This is a genomic window from Variovorax sp. YR266, from assembly GCF_900107295.1.
Classification (GTDB): Bacteria; Pseudomonadota; Gammaproteobacteria; order Burkholderiales; family Burkholderiaceae_C; genus Variovorax.
Genome location: NZ_FNPM01000022.1, coordinates 34,695 through 50,067 on the forward strand (window position 1 = coordinate 34,695; position 15,373 = coordinate 50,067).

The following is a 15,373-nucleotide window of genomic DNA, read 5'->3' on the forward strand; positions in this document are numbered from 1 at the left end:
ACCACCACGCCGTCGGGATTTCAAACGGGAAGATTTCTTCCGTCGAACGAGGTGACGGCGAGGGGGCGGCAGGCCCAGACATCCGGTGTTTCAGCCGAGCCGGGCGCGGCGACATGGCCGCCGGGCCTTCACATCCCGAAGGCCGTCAACCTGCTCGCGCATAGCGGCGTGAAGCCCTCAGCCCTGCTTGCGCATCGCGAAGCAAGCCCCGGCCACGAGGATGAAGGCTCCGATGATGACCTTCTGCCAGGTGCTGGGCACTCCCGCCAGGATCAGCACGTTATTGACCAGCGTGACCAGCACCACGCCGAGCAGCGTGCCGCCCACGGTGCCGCTGCCGCCGGTGATGCGGGCGCCGCCGAGGATCACGGCGGCGATCACGTCCAGTTCGTTGCCCACCAGGTCGAAAGGATTGGCCAGCCGCGTGCTCGACACATGCACGATGCCCGCCAGGCCCGACAGTAAACCCGCGTACGCGAACACGAAGACGTGAACGGTGCGCAGGTTGTAGCCCAGGCGCTCCGCGATTGCCAGGCTGCCGCCGATGGCGTACACCGCGCGGCCGATCAGCGTGCGGTTCAGCAGCCACCAGGTCAGCACCGCCGCGCCAGCCAGCACCAGCACGGTGGCCGGCAGCACCGCGTGCAGGCCCTGCGGCGTGTCGAAGCGCCAGAGCGCGAGCTTGCCGAAGGCATCCATCGGCAGCGGCACGTTCATGAAGAACACGGTGCCGACAAAGGTAAGCAGGATGCCGCGGTACAGGTACTGCGTGCCGATGGTCACGATCAGCGAGGGCGCCTTGAGCCAGTGCACCAGCAGGCCGTTGAGCACGCCGAGCACCGCGCCGCTGGCCGCACCCGCCACCAGCAGCAGCGCGATCGGCGCTTCCGGAAAGTAGTTCAGCACGAGCTTGGTGATGCTGTACATCGTGAGCGCGGCAATCGCCGCGAACGACACGTCGATGCCGCCCGCGGCCAGCACGATCAGCACGCCGAGCGCGAACAGGCCCAGCACCGTGCAGGCGCGCACGATGTCGAACAGCACCGGCAACTGGAAGAAGCTCGGGTTGATCGCGCCCACCACCAGGCTCACCAGCACGATCAGCGCCAGTGTGAAGACCGAGGGGCGCTGCGCGAGCCAGTGGCGCCAGGACGTGCGGGCCCGGGGCTCGGGCGCTGCGGGCACAGCGGTGGTGTGCGCTTGCATGGTGGAAGCCGTCATGAGAATGCGGGAGAGGGGGTGTCGGAAACCAGCGCGCGGTACAGCTCGCTTTCGGCCAGCCCTTGCGCGTCGAAGTCGTGGGCGATGCGGCCCTTGCGCATCAGCAGGATGCGGTCGCAGTTCTGCAGCAGTTCCTGCAGGTCGTCGCTGACCAGGATCACGCCCAGCCCCTGCTCGGCCAGCCGCTGCACGATGCGGTAGATGGTGTCTTTCGAGCCGACGTCCACGCCCACGGTCGGGCCGTGCAGGATCAGCACCCGCGGATCGATGGCGAGCCAGCGGCCGATGAGCACGCGCTGCTGGTTGCCGCCCGAGAGCGACTGCACCGGGCGGTCCACGTCGGGCGTAGCGATCTGCAGGTCGGCCACGGTGCGTTCGGCCAGCGCCTGGCACTGGCGCGCATCGAGCGCGCCGAAGCGCCCGCGCAGGCGGCCGAGCACGGCCGTGACGATGTTGTCGCGGATGGGCTTGTCGAGAAAGAGGCCTTCGCTGAGCCGGTCTTCGGGCACATAGCCGATGCCCTGGCGGATGCCGTCGGCCGGTGTCTTCAGCGTGATCTCCTTCGCTGCGAGCGAGATGCGGCCGCGGTCCGCGGCCTGCACGCCCGCGAGCGCCATCGCCAGCTCGTTGCGCCCCGAGTCGAGCAGCCCGGTGATGCCCAGGATCTCGCCCTTGTGCAGCGTGAAGCCCACGTCGCTGAATTGCGTGCCGCGGCCCAGCGCCTCGACCTTCAGCAGCACGTCGCCGTCGTGCGAGCGGTGACGGTAGCGGGCGCCGTCGAGCTGCTTGCCGGTCATCCAGTGCGCGAGCTCGGCCTTGGTGAAACCCTTGATCGGTCCCTGCGCGACCTTGGTGCCGTCGCGGAACACGATGGCCTGGCCGCCCATGGCCATGCACTCGTCGAGCTTGTGGCTCACGAACAGCACCGCCACGCCCTGCGCGCGCAGCGCCTCGACCACGTGCACGAGGTTGTCCACTTCCTTCTGCGTGAGCGAGGTGGTGGGCTCGTCCATGATGACCATGCGCGCGCGCGTGGCCACGGCGCGCGCGATCGCCACCAGCTGGCGCGTGGCAATGGGCAGTTCGTCGACGCGGCGCGCCAGGAAGGCGGCGTCGGTCGGCAGCTTCACCGTCTCCAGCGCACGCACGGCCGTGGCCGCGACCGCCTTGCCGTCGAAACGGCGCGTCAGCTTGCCGCCGGTGCTCACCAACTGCTCGCTGAGCGCGACGTTCTCGGCCACGCTCATGTTCGGCAGCAGGGACAGGTCCTGGTAGACCGTCTCGATGCCGAGCGTGAGCGCCTGAAGTGGCGACAGCGCATCGTGCGGCCTGCCGTCGATCACGATGCGGCCCTGGCTCGGCGGCTGCGCGCCCGAGATGATCTTGATCAGCGTGCTCTTGCCGCAGCCGTTCTCGCCGAGCAGGTGGTAGATCTCGCCGGCCTCGATCGTCAGGTCGATGCCGCGCAGCGCGTGCACGCCCGCGAAGCGCTTGTGCACGTCCTGCACCTCGAGAAAGACGCGGCGCCCCGTCGGCGTGGCCGGGGCGTGCGTGGCCTGCATGGAGGGCGCTGCTGCAAGGGTCATGGTTCGCAGGCTCAGAAGGCGTACTTCTTGTAGTTCTGCTTGTCGACCTCGACCCAGGCCTGGCCCGTGACGACGATGCCGACGCCCGGTCCCTTCTTGACCGAGACCTTGTTGTAGCCCGGCACGCCCATGTCGGTGCCGTCGGTGATGGTCTTGCCGTCGATCAGCATCTTGGCCGCCTTGTTCATGACGAGGCCGGCATCCTTCGGGTCCCAGAAGGCAATGCCGCCGACCGCGCCCGACTCGAGGAACTTGGCCGCTTCGCTGGGCAGGCCCGTGCCGAACACGCAGACCTTGCCCTGCAAGCCGGCTTCTTCCACCGCGCGGCCGATGCCCAGCACGTCGAGCGACGACGAGCCCTGGAAGCCCTTCAGGTCGGGGTGCTTGCGCAGCATTTCCTTGGCCTTGCCGTAGGCCTTCTCGGCGTCGTTGAGCGATTCGTTCTTGGCGTCGACCAGCGTCATCTTGGGGTACTTCTTCGCGTTCGAGGCGCCGCCGTCGGCCCACTGCACCTGCGACTGGCTGCCCAGCGAGCCCACCAGCGAGGTCCACTTGCCCTGCTGGCCCATGCAGGCGGCCAGGCGCTCGTTGATGCGCGCGCCGTAGGCCGTGTTGTCGAAGGCTTCGATGTCGACCATGGTGTTTTTCTGGTTGTCGGCCTCGTGCGTCACGACCTTGATGCCGCGCTCCATCGCGCGCCTGAGCACCGGCTCCAGCGTGGGCGGGTCCATCGAGACCACGGCGATGGCGTCGACCTTCTTGGCCACCAGGTCTTCGACCAGGCGCTGTTGCTGCGCGGCGTCCGACTGGGCCGGGCCGATCTGGCGCGTGGTCACGCCCGGCGTGCTCGCGCCGAATTCCTTCACCCCCACTTCCATGCGGTTGAACCAGCTGATGCCGGTGATCTTCACCACGGTGACGATGTCTTGCGGCTTGCCCTGCGCGTGCAGTGCCGAGGCAAAGGCCACGGTGGTGAGGGCGAGTGCGGTGCAGGCGATCTTTGTTTTCTTCAGCATGTTGTCTCCTAGCCCTCGGGGTTTCTTTGCGTCGCGCCAGGAGGGAGCTGGTGCGGCGGTGCGCTGGAGCGCGAAGTGGAAAGAAAGATGCGCAGGTCCTGCAGGCCGAAGCGCCCGTAGGCCAGGAAGAACAGCAGCAGCAGGCCCCAGGCGCAGTCGCGGAAGAAGTTGGAAATGCCCAGCAGGTTGAAGGTGCTCGACAGCAGCTGCAGCGCCACCGCCGAGAAGAACAGGCACACCATGCGTCCGTAGCCACCCTGCGGCCGCACGCCCGCCATCACCGTGATGAGGATGGCGATCAGCAGGTAGGAGTTGCCGTAGTCCGACTTCACGCTCGCGGTGCGCGCGGCAATGATCACGCCGGCCACGGCTGCGAGGAATCCGCACAGCGCGTAGGTCGCGATCAGCATGCGGGCCTGCGAGATGCCGGCGTAGCGCGCCGCCTTGGCGTTGGTGCCGAGCAGGAACAGGCGGATGCCGAAGGGGCTTTGCCGCAGCAGCCAGCCGACGGCCAGCAGCATCACGAGGAAGATCACGAACGGAATCGGCACGCCCAGCACCATCTCGTTGCCGATGGCCGAGAGCGCCTCGGCATCGCCCACGCGCAGGCTGGAGCCACCCGTGAGCACCACTGCCAGGCCGGTGTAGAGCAGCTGCGTGCCCAGCGTGCAGAGGATGGGCGTGAGGCCCGCCTTCGCGATCAGCACGCCGTTGAGCAATCCGCCGGCCAGGCCCACCGCCAGCGCGATGGCGGCGAACCAGCCGGTGTAGAGCCAGGGCGACGCATCGGGCGCGGCCAGCTGCGGCGCGAGGGTGGCGGCCACCACGCCCGCCAGGTTGGCCAGCGCCACGCCCGACAGGTCGATGCCGCCGTTGCCCGAGATCATCGACAGCGCCACGCCCATGGCCAGCAGGCCGAGTTCGGGCAGCTGGCCACCCATGGACTGGAAGTTGTAGACGTCGAGAAAGTCCCCCTTGGACAGCACCGTCGCCACCACGAGGATGAGGGCGTTGATGCCGACCAGGAAGTTGAGTTCGCGGTCTGAAAACCTGAGCTTCATGGGCAGGGTCCTGTCAGGCGACGCGGGCCAGCAGCGCATCGACCTCGGCGCGCGTGGGCATCGAGGGCGCCGTGCCGGCACGTGTCACGGAGATGGCCGCGACCGCCGCGCCGAAGCGCGCCGCCTCGCGGGCGGTGGCGCCCTCGGCCAGCGCGGCCGCAAAGCCGCCGTTGAAGGCGTCGCCCGCGCCGGTGGTTTCCTTCACCTCGCCGGCGCGGAACACCGGAATGTGCTCGGAGCCGCTGGCGCTGTGCAGCAGGGCGCCCTTGTCGCCGAGCGTGATGAGCGCGCAGCCCACGCCCTTGGCGAGGAAGAAGTCGCCCGCGCGGCGCGCGTCCTCGATGGTTTCGACGGGCATGCCGCTCAGGGCTGCGGCTTCGTGCTCGTTGGGCGTGATGTAGTCGCACAGTGCGTAGAGCGCGTCGTCGAAGGGCAGGGCGGGCGCGGGGTTGAACACGGTGAGCGTGCCGGCCTCGCGGGCAATCTCCAGCCCGCGGCGCGCGGCGGCGGCCGGCTGCTCGAGCTGGGTGACGAACACGCGTGCGCCGCGGATCGCATCGGCTGCCGCGTCGACGTCGGCGGCGTCGATCAGCATCGCGGCGCCTGGCACCACGATGATGGCGTTGTCGCCGGTGACTTCATGAACGTAGATGAACGCCGCGCCGGTCGGCTGCGCCGTCACCTGCGGCGCGCGCGGCGTGATGCCCTCGCGCGACCACAGGGCGAGCGCGTCGTTGCCGAAGGCGTCCTGCCCCAGCTTGGAGATGAACGTGACCCCGGCGCCTGCGCGTGCGGCTGCCACGGCCTGGTTCGATCCCTTGCCGCCCGGGCCCATTGCGAAGCCAGAGCCGGCGATGGTCTGGCCCACGCCCGGAAGGCTGGACGCGCGAAACGCAAGGTCGGCAACGAAGATGCCGAGCACGGCGACGTCGTGCTGCCTGGAAGTGAGGACGGTCATGGGGTCAGGCCTGCGGCGCGAGCACGCCCTTTTTGAAGATGAAGCAGCCGTAGAAGCGGCGCTCGCCGGTGGCGATCACGCAGTAGGCGCGGCGCGCGGCTTCATAGAAGGCGAAGCGTTCGATCGAGCCCAGCGGGCGCACGCGCCCCTCGGCAGCGTCGATCTCGCGCTGCATTTCCTGCTGCACCGGCGGGATCTCGTGCGGCTGGCCCATGATTTCCATGCGGCGTGCCGGATCGTCCACCGCCTCGTCGAGCGGCAGCACCGACAGGACGGCGCGCGCCGCTTCCGTGGTGCCCACGCCGTCGATGCGAAGCAGCCGGCCCAGCGTGGTCTGGCGCGCCACCGAGTCGGCCGGAAAGTTGGCATCGCACAGCACCAGTTCGTCGCCATGGCCCATGGCGCGCAGGGCGTACAGCACGTCGGCATTGAGCAGCGGATGGATGGACTTCAGCATGCGGACTCCTGGCGATGGAACGGTTCGGTTGGCTGCGATCTTAGAGAAAGAAAACGTTTGCGCAAACGTTTGCTATTGAGGGATTTCCCTTGGTTTTCGAGGCTTTGGAAGCACTGACAGCGCTCATTCGCCATAGGGAATCCAGATGTTCTTGACCTGCGTGGCATGCCGCAGGAACAGCGGGCCTTCGGCCGCCGCGCCGTCGTGCCAGTCGGTGGCCAGGCCGTGATCGACCAGCGTGCGCTTGAGGTTGCCGATCGACAGCCGCTCCGCGGTGCGCGACAGCTCCTTTGCACCGAAGACCCACAGCGCATCGACGTCGTCGTGCTCGGCCAGCGTCTGCGCAAGGCCGGCGACAGGGCCGGTCACGAGGTTGACCACGCCGGCCGGCAGGTCGGAGGTTTCGAGCACCTGGTAGAAGTCGGTCGCGATCAGCGGATGCTTCTCGCTCGGCACGATCACCGTGCGGTTGCCCATGGCGAGCAGCGGCGCGAGCAGGCTCACGAAGGACAAGAGCGGCGCTTCGTCGGGGCACACCACGCCGACCACGCCGATGGCCTCGACGGTGGCCAGTGCCACGCCGCGCAGCGGCGGCACGTGCACCGTGCCTTCGTACTTGTCGGCCCACGCACCGTAGGCGAAGAGGCGGCTCACGGCGGCGTCGACTTCGGCCTGTGCGGCGCGCGCGGCCGCGCCGGTCAGGCTTGTGAGGCGCGCGGCGAATTCGCCGGCGCGCGCCGAGAGGTTTTCGGCCAGGTAGTAGAGCGCCTGCGCGCGGCGGTGCGGCGTGGCGCTCGACCAGCCCGTGGCGGCGCGCGCGGCGGCCACGGCGTTGCGGATGTCCTTGCGGTTGCCGGTGCCCACCTCGCCGAGCCGCTGGCCGGTGGCGGAGAACACGGGGTGCGAGAGTTCGCCATCCGGGCGCACCTGCTTGCCGCCGATGAACAGCTTGGCCGTGCGGTCGATGGCCGGAAGCCCCGCGGCGACCGGTGCCTTGTCTGCCTCGTTCGCGGCTTGGGCAAATGCAGTTGCCGAACGCGGCTTGCGCTCGGCCCATGCGCGCGGCTTCAGGTATTCGTAGCAGCCCTCGCGTCCGCCTTCGCGGCCGTAGCCCGATTCGCGGTAGCCGCCGAAGCCCACGCCCGCGTCGAACAGATTGGTTGCGTTGACCCACACCACGCCGGCCTGCAGCTGCGGCGCGATACCCAGCGCAAGGCCGATGGTCTCGCTCCACACGCTGGCGGCGAGACCGTAGCGCGTGTTGTTGGCCAGTGCCACGGCCTCGTCGGGCGTGCGGAAGGTCATGGTCACCAGCACCGGGCCGAAGATCTCTTCGGTCGCAACGGTGGCAGCAGGGTGCACACCCGTCAGCAGCGTGGGCGGAAAGAAGCTGCCGCCCGCTGGCAGCGCGCCCGGCGGCTGGTAGCAGACTGCGCCTTCGCGCACGCCGGTGGCCACCAGCGAACGCACGCGTTCGAGCTGCGAAGGGTCGATCAGGCTGCCGATGTCGATCGCCTTGTCCAGCGGCAGGCCCACGCGAAGGCTCTGCATGCGGCGCTTGAGGCGTTCGATGAAGTCGGCCGCAATGCCTTCCTGCAGCAGCAGCCGCGAGCCGGCGCAGCACACCTGGCCCTGGTTGAACCAGATGGCGTCGACCACGCCTTCCACGGCGGCATCGATGTCGGCGTCGTCGAACACGATGAAGGGCGACTTGCCGCCCAGCTCCAGCGTGAGCGACTTGCCCGAGCCGGCGGTGGCTTCGCGGATCAGGCGGCCCACGTCGGTCGAGCCGGTGAAAGCGATCTTGTCGACGCCTTCGTGCGCCACCAGCGCCGCGCCCGTGGCACCGTCGCCGGTCACCACGTTCAGCACGCCGGCGGGCAGGCCGGCCTGCGCCGCGAGTTCGGCGAACAGCAGGGCGCTCAGCGGCGTGAACTCCGCGGGCTTGAGCACCACCGTGTTGCCCAGCGCCAGCGCGGGCGCGATCTTCCAGGCCAGCATCAGCAGCGGGAAGTTCCAGGGAATGATCTGGCCGATCACGCCCAGCGGCACCTGGTCGGCGAACTCGCGTTCCTGCAGCTGGGCCCAGCCGGCGTGGTGATAGAAGTGGCGCGCCACCAGCGGCACGTCGAGGTCGCGGCTCTCGCGGATCGGCTTGCCGTTGTCCAGCGCCTCGACCACCGCGAGCAGCCGCGCATGGCGCTGCACCATGCGCGCCAGGGCGTACAGATGCCGTGCACGGCCGTGGCCGCCGAGCGCCAGCCAGCCGGGCTGCGCGGTGCGCGCCGCGGCGACGGCGGCGTCCACGTCCTGCGCGGACCCCTGTGCGATGCCGGCGAGCCGCTGGCCGGTGGCTGGTTCGGCCGTGTCGAAATGCGGGCCGGCCGATGCGGGGGTGAAGTGCCCGCCGATGAAGTGGCCAAAGCCCTGCGCATGGCGCGAGAGCCATTGGCGGGCGTCGGTGTCGCTCTCTGGCGCGGGGCCGTAGTCCATGGTGTCGAAATAGCGTGCGACGCTGCTGTTGCTGCTCATCGGGTCATCCGATCGGGTGGCGGTGGAAGGCCGAGTAGCGGCCCGTGACGTGGTGTTCCAGCTGGCGCTCGATGTCGGCCAGCAGGGTGGAGGCGCCGATGCGGAACAGGTCGGGCTCGAGCCAGGCGCGGCCCAGCTCTTCCTTCATGAGCACCTGGTAGTCGAGCGCGGTCTTGGCGGTGGAGACGCCGCCGGCGGGCTTGTAGCCCACGCGAAAACCCGTGCGGGCTTCGTACTCGCGGATCATGCGCAGCATCACCAGCGTGACCAGCGGCGTGGCGTTCACGCCTTCCTTGCCGGTGGAGGTCTTGATGAAATCGGCGCCGGCCATCATGCAGACCATCGAGGCCTTGGCGACGTTGCGCAGCGTCTTCAGTTCGCCCGTGGCCAGGATGGCTTTCACGTGCGCATCGCCCGCTGCCAGGCGAAAGTCGCGCATCTCGTCGTAGAGCTTTTGCCACTGCCCGGTGAGCACGTGTTCGCGCGTGATGACGATGTCGATCTCGGCCGCGCCGTCGCGCACCGATGCTTCGATCTCCTTGAGCTTGAGCTCGTGCGGAATCAGCCCCGCCGGAAAGCCCGTGGACACCGCCGCCACCGGAATGCCGGTGCCCGCGAGCGCATCCACGGCCGTGGCCACGAAGCGGTGATAGACGCAGACCGCGCCGGTGTGCAGCGTGCGATCTGCAAAGCCCAGCGCAACCAGCAGGTCGGGGCGCACGGGGGTCACGGCCTTGGCGCACAGCCTGCGCACGCGCTCGGCCGTGTCGTCGCCGTTGAGAGTGGTCAGGTCGATGCAGGTGATGGCCTTGAGCAGCCAGCCGGCCTGCGCATCTTTCTTGACCGAGCGGCGACCGGGCAGCGTGGCCACGCGGCGTTCGGCGGCCGAGAGGTTGACGCGGATGTTGTCGAACCAGCCGGTGTCGAAGGGTTGCGCGGTGTTGCGCGGCTTCTTGTCGGGCGCCATCGCCGCGGCGCCGGCAACGGCAGCCGGGGGCGAAGCGGCCGCGACGGTCGAAACGGGGCGCGAGCGCACCGCGCCGCTGGCGCGAACGAGGGAAGTGGAGGTCATGGAGTGAAGGGCGCCGGGGCGCGCAGGCGCCGCGTGAGCGGCAGGCAGGCAAGGGGCATGTCTTTGTCTCCGATCGTTGTGCAGACCGCCGTGCAGGGCCGGTGGCGCATTGGAGTGAATGTTATTTCAATAACATTTATCTGCGCAAGATGTTTTTGAAATAACATTTTTGATGCCCGATACTCAGGCTTGTGGACCAGAGGAACCAGAACATGCGAAAGACCGCCGGCGCCGAGGCCCGGGCCTTGCGCCTTGCAAAGATGCAGGAGCTCGTCGAGGCCGGCGGACCGTTGCCGATCAAGCAGGCCGCCCAGCGGCTGGACGTGACGGAAATGACGATCCGCCGCGACCTGTCGGCCGCCGACTCGCCGCTCACCGCCCTCGGCGGCTACGTGCTTGCGACAACGCTGCCGGGCGCCGACAGGTACTCGCTCGACGAGGCCAGCGACCAGCACGCGGCGCACAAGCGCGTGGCCTGCGAACGCGCCGCCACGTGGGTGCAGGCGCACGACAGCCTGTTCATCGACTGCGGCACCACCATGGTCCATTTCGCGGAGGCCTTGCCGCCCGACATGCCATTGAGCGTGGTGTGTTACTCCACGAACATCGCGTCGATCCTCAGCCGCCGGCCGAACACGCAGTTGATGCTGCTGGGCGGGCTGTACCACGCGTCGTCGGCCACGTTCTTTTCCGACGAGGGGCTGCAATATCTCAACCGGCTGGGCGTGAACAAGGCCTTCATTTCAGCCGGCGGACTGGACCTGGAGCGGGGCGCGAGCTGTTCCAATTTTCACGAAGTACCGGTGAAGCAGGCGGCGATCCGCAGCGCGTCGCAGAGCTTCCTGATCGTGGATGAAAGCAAGCTCAATCGCCTGCGGCCCGCTTTCTTCAGTCCGCTCGATGCGTTTGCGCGCATCGTGGTGGGCGGGGCGCCCGTGCCGGGTCTGCGCAAGCAGTTCAAGGATCTGCCGATCGAGTTTGCGCGGCCCACAACCGCTTGAGATGCCGGGCATCGCAGGCCCGCAATCCACGTGGCCGCCGCGCAGGCTTTGCAGCGCAGGACGGAGTGAGGAAAGGAGAGGCCCTGCAGACATTCGGCATCGGCGAGACAATTGCCGCGCCTTTGTCCGCCCGGCGGGTGGCGGCAACAAATCCGAACCCTTCTGCGCATGTCAACCCCGCCCGCCGCCTCGACCTCTTCCCCCACGCCTTCGTTCTCTCTTTGGCGCATCGCCGTACCGGCCTTCGCTCCTTCGCTGTTGTTCGGATTGGGTGAGGGCGCCATCCTGCCGATCGTGCCGCTGACGGCGCGTGGCCTCGGGGCTTCCGTGCCCATGGCCGCGCTGGTGATCGCGATGATCGGCATCGGCTCGCTGCTCAACAACATCCCGGCATCGATGATCACCATGCGCTGGGGCGAGCGCTGGGCCATCGTTGCGGCGGGTGTGTGGAGCGGTCTTGGCATGCTCCTGTGCGTGCTGACTTCGCATCTCGGCCTGTTCGCCACGGGCTGCTTCATGGTGGGCATGTCGCAGGCGGTCTACAACCTTGCGCGCCAGAGCTACATGACCGAGGCGGTGCCCATCGAATACCGCGCGCGGGCGCTGTCGACGCTGGGCGGCGTCATGCGCATCGGCATGTTCGCCGGGCCTTTTCTCGCTGCCGGGGCGGTGCATGTGTTCGGCCTGTCGGCGGCCTATGTGGTCGGCATCGTGGCGGTGATGGCGGCTGCGGCCATCGGCGCGCGCATCCCCGACCTCGAGGCGCCGCCGCTCCCGGCCGGGCAGGCGGCGCCGGCTTCGACGTCCGTTGTCTCGACGCTGCGGGATCACCGTCATGTGTTCCTCACGCTCGGTGTCGGCGTGGTGCTGGTCAGCGCAGTGCGCGCTTCGCGCCAGGCCGTGATCCCGCTGTGGGCCGACCACCTGATGCTTGCGCCCTCGGTGGCCTCGCTGATCTACGGCCTAGCCGGCGGTGTCGACATGCTGGTGTTCTACCCGGCCGGCAAGGTGATGGACCGGAAGGGCAGGCGCTGGGTCGCGGTGCCGTCGATGCTGATCATGGGGCTGGCAATGCTGCTGATGCCCCTGACGTCCGGCGTTCTCACGCTGTTGATCGCTGCACTGGCGATCGGTTTCGGCAATGGCATCGGCTCGGGAATGATCATGACCCTCGGCGCCGACCACTCGCCGCGTCACGGGCGCGCGCACTTCCTCGGCATATGGCGTCTGATGTCCGACATCGGCTCCTCGTGCGGCCCGGCGTTGCTGTCTCTGCTGGCGGGCGGCCTGTCTCTTGCCGCGGGAATCGCGGTGACCGGACTGATCGCCTTCGCTGCGGCGGGGACGCTGGCGTATTGGATTCCGCGCCACGGGCGCTGAATTCCACAAATTCGGCGGTGGTCAATTGCATGACCCGCCAACTCGCACCAGGCCTGAGGGTCTCTGATTCCGCGCTCGCAATCGGGTCGGGGTAGGGCCGTGCCTCGGAGGATTCATTGATTCCGTGAATCTATTGCTGCCGAAAAACGGCGCACTTGACGCAGCAATTTCCGTCCAGGACTTCCCAGGCAGAACTCCATCTCCAATTTTCAAACAGGAAATTCCGGAGGCGAAGCCCTGCGCGAATCGATCTCCATTCGCGGGATGGCAAGGCCGAAGGTCTATCCGCAAGCTGCATTCCTAATTCCTTTCTAATTAGTTGCTAATTGTCTTCTAATTCTCCGGTCAGCTTGCGGTCAGTTAATTGCGGAAGCAGAAAAATTACGGGTCGGCACGTGCTCCGTGAATTGGATATTCATCGCTCTTTTGACACATGAATGTCACCCGTTATTTCTACATTCCTCCTCGATCTGGCGCTTCTTGCTGAAAAAGACGATGCCCAGCTGTCCCTTGCCGGTCGGTAAAAACCATCCATAACTCACTGCCCCAGGATATACATGCCAATTCTCAATAAAAAGGCTTTGCTCACGTCATTGACGACGGTTGCAGCTTGCGTGCTCGCCGCTTGCGGCGGAGGAAACGACGGGGGCGGCGGCTTCTTCCCGATCACCACTCCGCCCGCCAGCACTCCCGGCACGACCTTCAGCGGCGTGGTGACCGCCAGCGGCTACGTGCCGGGCAGCACCACGGGCAACCCGACCCTGAAGCCTGGCTACTACCAGAAGGCCACGGTCTTCGTCGATGCCAACGGCAATGGCGTGCTCGACAGCGGCGAAGTCTCGACCACCACCGATGCCAGCGGCAAGTTCACGCTGACGACCACCCAGACCGGACCGCTGGTGGCCGATATCGGCACCGCCGCGATCAATACCGCGACCGGCGCTACCGTGGCCAGCCACCTGATCCTGCGCGCCTCGACTGCCCAGATCGCCGACCAGGGCGCGGGCAAGATCGTCATCAGCCCGCTGTCGAGCGAAGCGCAACGCCTGGTGGAAGCCAATGGCAGCAGCTACGCGGCCGAAAAGGCCAACCTCGTCGCACGCCTCAACGGCCCGGCCTTCAATCTCGGCACGGCCGCGTTCACCGATCCGCTGGCCGACGTCAACACCCTGGCCGGCGCGACCCAGTATGCGGCGCTGTATGAAGACAACCAGCTGACCAACCGCTACACCTACGCGACGACCAAGCTCGACCGCAAGGACCTGTTCCCCGACAACCTGGCCGTCTTGGGCGGCGACCCCCGTCTCGCAGGCCTGTCGAGCGTGACGCTCACCAACAGCGATGGCACCAAGGCCACCCCCACGGTGCCGACGCAGAAGCAGGCGCCCATCACCTTCGCGCAGGCGCAGCAGGCGGCCTTCAACGTGGAAGGCGTGCCGGCTTACGACAACATCTTCGTCATCGTCGAGGAAAACAAGTCGACCGACGTGATCCTCGGCAACCCGCGCGCGGCCAACATCAACTACATCCTGAACAACTACAACCAGCTGAAGACGTACTACTCGACCGGCAACCCGTCCGAACCGAACTACACCGCGCTGGGCGGCGGCGACGACTTCGGCATCACCGACGACAACTGGTTCGGTTGCGGCGCCGTTCCCGGCAGCCCCTACGAAATCAAGGACGTCGCATTTGCCGGTGGTGCGGCCTCCGACGGCCAGACCATGCCCGCTCAGGGCAAGCTCCCGCCGGCGAACAGCCAGAGCCGCTCCCATTACTCCGCAGCCGATCCGACTTGCGGTGACAACCCGACCGGCGGCACCGTGCACAACATCCCGGGCAGCAACCTGTTCACGGCGATGTCCAAGGCGGGCCTGACCATCCGCACCTACAGCGAGTCTATGAACCCCGGCCAGGACGTGCGCGCCGACAGCATCCTCGACAACGCCGTGACCGCCACGTACGACTCGAGCAAGCTCAAGGGCGCCACCAGCCTCGACGGCTCCGCTCCGCCCACTCTCGTCGGTTCCCCTAACTTCGCCGCGCAGGGCGGCCTCTACAAGGTCAAGCACGGCCCGTCGATCGCCTTCCAGGGCGCCCGCAGCCTGCCCGATTTCGTGGCCAACAACCGCACCATCTTCGGCACGCAGTACCAGGAAGCGGACTGGCTCAAGTCATCGATCTTCCCGGTTCCGGGCGGCTGGATCTACGACCAGTTCGGCAAGGACCTGGACACGGGCGATGTGGGCAACATCAACTTCATCGTTCCGGACCAGTGCGACGACATGCACGGTGTCGGCTCCGACACGAGTTGCGCGAACACCAACAACGACGGCCAGGCGGCCGGCACCGTGCGCGCCGACATCTACCTGGGCATGGTAGTCAACAAGATCCGCAGCTCGGCGCTGTGGAAGAACCCGCACAAGCGCGTTGCGATCGTCGTGATGTACGACGAAGGCGAAGGCGGCAGCAACGGCTCCTGCTGCGGCTGGAACGCGGGCGGCCCGACTTCCGGCGCGGCGCCGGTGACCGTGGACGCGAGCGGCAAGGCGACGGCCACCACCCCGCCGTCCAACTACGCCGCAGGCAACTTCGGTCACGGCAATTCGATCTTCGGCATCATGTCCAACCAGCAGGACGTGGGCACGGCGAAGAAGCAGGTTGCGGACAGCGATGCATACAGCCACTTCGCGTTCCTGCGCACGCTGCAGGACATGTTCCAGATCGCCGACCCGGCCGTGGATGCGTCTTACCTGAACCGCACCAAATACACGGAAGCGTTCATCACGGCCAACATCCTTGCGCTGCCGGAATACCAGAACAGCGCGGACACGCACTTCGACTCCGTGCGGCCGATCAACCATGCCTATGTGATCCCGGCCAACTACACCCAGAAGCTGTACGCGAACGACATCGTGGGTGTACAGGACACCCTCACGGGCAAGCTGGAAGGCCAGATCACCCCGCAGGTGGGACCTGACGCGAGCCAGAACAACGTCTGGGCGACCAAGTAAGCAGAAAGCCGCCCGCCAAGAGGCGGCGTTCCAGGCGGAATCCTTCGCGGGGCCGCCTGGAACAGCTTTTTTATG

11 protein-coding genes are annotated in these 15,373 nt (G+C 67.4%); 3 read left to right on the forward strand and 8 right to left on the reverse strand.

Going from position 1 to position 15,373, the window contains the following annotated elements; all coding sequences use genetic code 11:
- Window positions 1-177: 177 nt before the first annotated feature.
- From BLW48_RS33015 to deoC, 8 genes are all read right to left on the reverse strand, one after another.
- Window positions 178-1,221, reverse strand: a complete 1,044-nt coding sequence (locus BLW48_RS33015) for an ABC transporter permease (protein ID WP_093179870.1) — start codon at window positions 1,219-1,221, stop codon at window positions 178-180.
- On the reverse strand, window positions 1,218-2,807 hold the full coding sequence (locus BLW48_RS33020) for a sugar ABC transporter ATP-binding protein (protein ID WP_093179872.1): 1,590 nt from the start codon (window positions 2,805-2,807) through the stop codon (window positions 1,218-1,220). Before BLW48_RS33020 ends, BLW48_RS33015 begins: the two co-directional genes overlap by 4 nt.
- 11 nt (window positions 2,808-2,818) lie before the next feature.
- Window positions 2,819-3,823 (reverse strand): substrate-binding domain-containing protein, encoded by a 1,005-nt coding sequence (locus tag BLW48_RS33025; protein WP_093179874.1) that lies wholly within the window; start codon window positions 3,821-3,823, stop codon window positions 2,819-2,821.
- Window positions 3,824-3,831: 8 nt separating this feature from the next.
- Window positions 3,832-4,884, reverse strand: a complete 1,053-nt coding sequence (locus BLW48_RS33030; RefSeq protein ID WP_093179875.1) for an ABC transporter permease — start codon at window positions 4,882-4,884, stop codon at window positions 3,832-3,834.
- Between the two features lie 13 nt (window positions 4,885-4,897).
- Entirely contained in the window at window positions 4,898-5,842 is a 945-nt protein-coding gene (gene rbsK, locus BLW48_RS33035; RefSeq protein ID WP_093179877.1) for a ribokinase, read from the reverse strand.
- Window positions 5,843-5,846: 4 nt separating this feature from the next.
- The gene (locus BLW48_RS33040) at window positions 5,847-6,299 is read right to left on the reverse strand and encodes an RbsD/FucU family protein (protein ID WP_093179879.1); all 453 of its coding nucleotides are present in this window, start codon (window positions 6,297-6,299) and stop codon (window positions 5,847-5,849) included.
- Between the two features lie 123 nt (window positions 6,300-6,422).
- Window positions 6,423-8,831 carry an aldehyde dehydrogenase family protein gene (locus tag BLW48_RS33045; protein ID WP_093179880.1) on the reverse strand — a complete coding sequence of 803 codons (2,409 nt, stop codon included), beginning with the start codon at window positions 8,829-8,831 and terminating at the stop codon, window positions 6,423-6,425.
- A 4-nt stretch (window positions 8,832-8,835) separates the two neighbouring features.
- On the reverse strand, window positions 8,836-9,798 hold the full coding sequence (deoC, locus tag BLW48_RS33050; RefSeq protein WP_256331057.1) for a deoxyribose-phosphate aldolase: 963 nt from the start codon (window positions 9,796-9,798) through the stop codon (window positions 8,836-8,838).
- A gap of 317 nt (window positions 9,799-10,115) precedes the next feature.
- Here deoC and BLW48_RS33055 point away from each other — a divergent pair, with 317 nt between their 5' ends.
- From BLW48_RS33055 to BLW48_RS33065, 3 genes are all read left to right on the forward strand, one after another.
- Window positions 10,116-10,904: a DeoR/GlpR family DNA-binding transcription regulator gene (locus BLW48_RS33055; protein WP_093059624.1), complete on the forward strand. Its 789-nt coding sequence runs from the start codon at window positions 10,116-10,118 to the stop codon at window positions 10,902-10,904.
- Between the two features lie 168 nt (window positions 10,905-11,072).
- A complete protein-coding gene (locus tag BLW48_RS33060) occupies window positions 11,073-12,284 on the forward strand; it encodes an MFS transporter (protein ID WP_177142495.1) in 1,212 nt (403 codons plus the stop codon).
- Between the two features lie 557 nt (window positions 12,285-12,841).
- The gene (locus tag BLW48_RS33065; protein WP_093179884.1) at window positions 12,842-15,298 is read left to right on the forward strand and encodes an alkaline phosphatase family protein; all 2,457 of its coding nucleotides are present in this window, start codon (window positions 12,842-12,844) and stop codon (window positions 15,296-15,298) included.
- Window positions 15,299-15,373: the final 75 nt, after the last annotated feature.